6 protein-coding genes are annotated in these 4,300 nt (G+C 67.2%); 1 reads left to right on the forward strand and 5 read right to left on the reverse strand.

The window, feature by feature from the left end:
* Positions 1–155: 155 nt before the first annotated feature.
* From ACXJKR_RS25635 to ACXJKR_RS25645, 3 genes are all read right to left on the reverse strand, one after another.
* Positions 156–359 carry a hypothetical protein gene (locus ACXJKR_RS25635; RefSeq protein WP_082532587.1) on the reverse strand — a complete coding sequence of 68 codons (204 nt, stop codon included), beginning with the start codon at positions 357–359 and terminating at the stop codon, positions 156–158.
* A 164-nt stretch (positions 360–523) separates the two neighbouring features.
* Positions 524–1,018: a hypothetical protein gene (locus tag ACXJKR_RS25640; protein WP_457325207.1), complete on the reverse strand. Its 495-nt coding sequence runs from the start codon at positions 1,016–1,018 to the stop codon at positions 524–526.
* On the reverse strand, positions 1,015–2,130 hold the full coding sequence (locus tag ACXJKR_RS25645) for a JmjC domain-containing protein (RefSeq protein ID WP_457325208.1): 1,116 nt from the start codon (positions 2,128–2,130) through the stop codon (positions 1,015–1,017). The genes ACXJKR_RS25640 and ACXJKR_RS25645 overlap by 4 nt, the downstream gene beginning before the upstream one ends.
* A gap of 39 nt (positions 2,131–2,169) precedes the next feature.
* Here ACXJKR_RS25645 and ACXJKR_RS25650 point away from each other — a divergent pair, with 39 nt between their 5' ends.
* Positions 2,170–2,691 carry an FKBP-type peptidyl-prolyl cis-trans isomerase gene (locus tag ACXJKR_RS25650; protein ID WP_056196109.1) on the forward strand — a complete coding sequence of 174 codons (522 nt, stop codon included), beginning with the start codon at positions 2,170–2,172 and terminating at the stop codon, positions 2,689–2,691.
* 172 nt (positions 2,692–2,863) lie between these two features.
* On the opposite strand, the gene dut is transcribed toward ACXJKR_RS25650, so the two are convergent.
* The gene (gene dut, locus ACXJKR_RS25655; RefSeq protein ID WP_457325209.1) at positions 2,864–3,313 is read right to left on the reverse strand and encodes a dUTP diphosphatase; all 450 of its coding nucleotides are present in this window, start codon (positions 3,311–3,313) and stop codon (positions 2,864–2,866) included.
* The coding region (gene coaBC, locus ACXJKR_RS25660) for a bifunctional phosphopantothenoylcysteine decarboxylase/phosphopantothenate--cysteine ligase CoaBC (RefSeq protein ID WP_457325210.1) at positions 3,313–4,300 on the reverse strand (988 nt) is incomplete at its 5' end. The genes dut and coaBC, both read right to left, overlap by 1 nt.

Here is a 4,300-nt window from a genome sequence, read left to right on the forward strand (position 1 = left end):
GGTTTGGACTGGGTGGCGCTGAACTGAGCCGGGCGGCGCGTCCGCATCAGGCAAAGTTTTGTAATCGCACTCGCAACACCGGTCAAAGCGTCGCGAAAAAGAAAAGAGCCGCCGCTGCTTGCGCAGCGACGGCTCTTTCCGTGGGGACGAAGCGATTACTTCGAAGCAGCGGACGCAGCAGCGTCGACAACAGCGCTGGCAGCAGCCGAGGCAGCTTCGGCAACAGCCGAGGCAGCTTCAGAAGCGGCGGGAGCCGGGGTCACGACCGCGGGGGCCTCAACCTTGGGTTCTTCCTTCTTGCTGCAAGCGGTCAGAGCAGCAGCAGCCAGCAGGGAAGCCAACAGGATCGACTTATTCATACTTGTCCTCAAACGTTTAAACGACGGTGCACACCATAATTTTGGGGTCGTGCGCCAGTGCTTTTTGCACACTAACGGCCGACCCCGACAGAACAAGACGCGGAAAACCTCGAGCGCTTCCCTCGCCTAGCCCGTGATTATAGGGGTTTGCACGTCACAAACACTCAGAGCCCCAAAGTCGTGGGCGCAAATGAGTCGCTGGAGCGTTGTGCGAGGGCATCAAACCATTCAAGGCCGCGCAGGCGCTCGGCCGGATCCAGGCTCAATTCGCCGCGCCATAGATGACGGTCGAAAAGCCGCAGGCTCAAGGTCGACTCGGCCCCGACAGCCAGCAGCAAGCTCGCCGGCGCTGCTTCGAGTCTGAGTTCCGGCTCGACGGCCCGAGCCGTCACGCAATGCGCGAAGTCACGGCGCCAGCGGACGAAGCGAGGGTGTCGGCGCACAACGTCGTCGTACTGCAGGGCCAGCAGGTGTAACTGGCGGCCGTTGCGGGCCCAGATGGTCAGGGCGGCCAGGGCCGCCGCTTCGGACAGCGGCCAGTCGACGAAGTCTGCGTCCCAGGCGTGCAGCTCACGACAAGCTTGTGCGCCCGCCCAGGCCAGGGTTTCGGTGAGCAGGCGCTGGAAATCGGCCCGGCCGGCAAAAGTTTGTGCGTTCATGGCGTCTGTGGCTGAACCCAGCCATCCTCGGTCCATTGGTCCAGCAGCTCGCGCGCGTCGGGAGACAGGCGCGCGACCTCGGCGGCCCCCAGCACCCGGTTGTCGGCCAGGCTGCGCATCAGCGCTGCGTCGCGGCCGCCAGCCCGAAAGCTCTCGCCGTTCAGGAAGACATGGGCAGCGTCGTAGAGCATGCGGCTGCGGCGGTCGAGCACCGCATCGCGGCCCGGCGCCAGGGGTTCGCCGGGCTCGAACCAGACGGTTGCCTTGGGCTCGGTCAGCGCCTCGCCCAGAGCCCGCTCCAGCGCCTGCGGCCGCTGCACGGCGGCTTCGACGGCGCGGCGGGCGAAATCCAGCAAGGCAGGCGGCACCCGGGCAGGCTCGGCGGTGGCCTCCTGGCGTGGGTCGGCGTAGAGCTTGCTGGCGCTGTCGACGTCATCCAGCAGTCGCGGCAGCAGCTCAGCCGCCAGACCCTCAACGCTCGACGCTCGAAAGCCAACCGAGCCGGTGATGCAGCCGGAGCCGACCGCGACGCCGTCATGCGCCCAGCCCGGCGGCAGGTAGAGCATGTCGCCCGGCTGCAGCACGAATTCCTCTTCGGCCTTGAAATTGGCAATGATCTTCAGAGGCACGTCGTCACGCAGCACGGCATCGCGCTGGGCGGCGATGCGCCAGCGGCGCTGTCCGGCGAGTTGGATCAGGAAGACGTCGTAGGAATCAAAATGCGGACCGACGCCGCCGCCGTCGCTGGCCACGGACAGCATCAGGTCGTCCAGCCGCGCTTCGGGCACAAAGCGAAAAAGGTCGAGCAGCGCGCGCCCTTCCGCCAAATGCTGATCCAGGCCTTGCACCAGCAGGGTCCAACCGGGTTTGCTCATCGCCGGCAGGCGCGCGATGGGGCCTTGCTTGAGCTTCCACTCGCCATCAAAGGCGGTGACGAGGCGGGACTCGACATCGTCGCGCGCCGCAAGTGCGGCCAGCTCCTTCAGCGAAGCCGGCGACGGCGCGGGATTGAAGGCCTGGCGCACGAGCAGCGGCTTCTTCTGCCAGTGCTTGTGCATGAACTGCTCCGGGCTCAGGCCGGCGAGCATCGCTGTGGGTAAGGCAATCTGCATGCCTTATTGTGCCGAGGGTGGTGTGGGAAAATCTCTCCCATGCAAGCGACCCGCCCCTGTGTTGTCTCCCTGCGCTGGAGACTCGAAGATGCCCAAGGCCAGCTCATCGACGAGCTGGCCGAGCCCATGGAATTCCTGCTGGGGGGTGACGACCTGTTTGCCAAGGTCGAGGAAGCGCTGGAGGGCCAGGAGGTCGGCTTCGAGACCAGCCTCGCACTGCAACCCGAGGAGGCCTTCGGCGACTACGACTCCGGCCTCGTCTGCTTCGAAGCCCGCGGGCTGTTCCCGGACGGCGTCGAGCCCGGGCTGCAGATCGAGGGCCTGCCCGAAGGCGCCGCTACCGAAGGCATGCCCGAGGACGTGGTCTACACCGTCACCGAGGTCTACCCTCAGCATGTCGTGCTCGACGGCAATCACCCGCTGGCCGGCATCGGCCTGCGCATGCACCTGACGCTGCTGGACGTGCGCGCGGCCACCGAGCAGGAGGTCGAGGCCGGTTCAGTTGGCGAGCCTATCTTCATGGTGCAGACCGGCGCGCCGCCGGACGAGCAACTGCATTGAGGCCCCTCGACCAGCCTCGCGCCGCTGAACGCGGGCGAGTCTGGTCGGTCCCCCGCGGGGACGGCGATGCTTGCGGCATCGAGCCGCACGCACATCGCCTTGCGGGCCGGCTAGGGAGCGGCCCGGCGCTCGGCCCGAAATACGGTTCAGTGCGCGCGTCTTGGCGCCCTGCTTATGCCTTGCCGGTCGAGCCGAAGCCGCCTGCTCCGCGTTCGGACGAGTCGAAGCTGTCGACGCGACGGAAGGTCGCCTGCACAACCGGCACGATGACCAGCTGCGCGATGCGCTCGAAGGGCTTGATGACGAACTCCGTCTGGCCGCGATTCCAGCAGCTGACCATGAGCTGGCCCTGGTAGTCGCTGTCGATCAGACCGACCAGGTTGCCCAGCACGATGCCGTGTTTGTGGCCCAGACCCGAGCGCGGCAGGATGATGGCCGCCAGGCCCGGGTCGGCGATATGGATGGCCAGGCCCGTAGGGATCAGCGTCGTCTGGCCGGGAGCGAGCGTGATGGGCTCACTCAGGCAGGCGCGAAGGTCGAGGCCGGCGCTGCCGGGCGTGGCGTAGGCAGGGATCTGCTCGGCCATGCGGGCGTCGAGCACTTGCAAATCAATCGGGGTCATCAGAGTCTTTTGGAAAGTTCGGTCATCAGCTCGCGCGCCAGGCTGAGCTTGTCGGCCCGGGGCAATTCGCGCTGGCCCTGCTCGTCGATGAGCAGCAGCGCGTTGTCGTCGCGGCCGAAGGTGGCCGGGCCGAGGTTGGCGACGATGAGCGGGATGCCTTTGCGGCGGCGCTTGGCGTCGGCGTGTTCTGCGAGCTTTTCGCTTTCGGCAGCAAAGCCGACGCAGTAAGGGGGCATGTGCAGCTTGGCAACCGCGGCGAGGATGTCCGGGTTCTCGGCCATCGCGATGGTCGGCGCGGTCGCACCGCCCTCGGCTTTCTTCAGCTTGTGTTCGTGCGCCTGGGCGGGGCGCCAGTCAGCCACCGCTGCCGTCGCGATGAAAGCATGCTGGTGGGTGGCAAGCGGCAGCACGGCGTCGAACATCTGCTGCGCACTCTGTACGTCGATGCGCTGCACGCCGCGCGGTGTCGCCAGGTGCACTGGGCCCGCCACCAGCGTGACCTCGGCGCCGGCCTCGGCCGCAGCGCGGGCGATGGCGAAACCCATCTTGCCGCTGCTGTGGTTGGTGATGCCGCGCACCGGGTCGATGGGCTCGAAGGTCGGGCCGGCCGTGATCAGCAGCTTCTTGCCCAGCAGCGTCTTGGGCGCGAGGAAGGCCTCGACGTCGTCGAAGATCTCCTGCGCCTCCAGCATGCGGCCGTCGCCGATCTCGCCGCAGGCCTGGTCGCCGTTGGCGGGGCCGATGACGGTCGCGCCGTCGGCCTTGAGCTGCGCGACATTGCGCTGTGTGGCGGGATGAGCCCACATCTCTCGGTTCATCGCCGGCACGACCAGCAGCGGGCACTCAGCGATGCGGCGGGCCAGCGCCGTCAGGCTGACGAGATCGTCCGCCCTGCCCTGCGCCAGCGCGGCGATGGCATCGGCACTCGCAGGCGCCACCAACATCACATCGGCCTCGCGGCTGAGGTTGATATGGGCCATGTTGTTG

Source organism: Roseateles sp. P5_E11, assembly GCF_054049355.1.

Bases quoted from the DNA above. Each gene is read 5' to 3' on its own strand.
- ACXJKR_RS25635 (WP_082532587.1), bottom strand. From the start codon at position 359: ATGAATAAGTCGATCCTGTTGGCTTCCCTGCTGGCTGCTGCTGCTCTG.
- ACXJKR_RS25640 (WP_457325207.1), bottom strand. From the start codon at position 1,018: ATGAACGCACAAACTTTTGCCGGCCGGGCCGATTTCCAGCGCCTGCTC.
- ACXJKR_RS25645 (WP_457325208.1), bottom strand. From the start codon at position 2,130: ATGCAGATTGCCTTACCCACAGCGATGCTCGCCGGCCTGAGCCCGGAG.
- ACXJKR_RS25650 (WP_056196109.1), top strand. From the start codon at position 2,170: ATGCAAGCGACCCGCCCCTGTGTTGTCTCCCTGCGCTGGAGACTCGAA.
- dut (WP_457325209.1), bottom strand. From the start codon at position 3,313: ATGACCCCGATTGATTTGCAAGTGCTCGACGCCCGCATGGCCGAGCAG.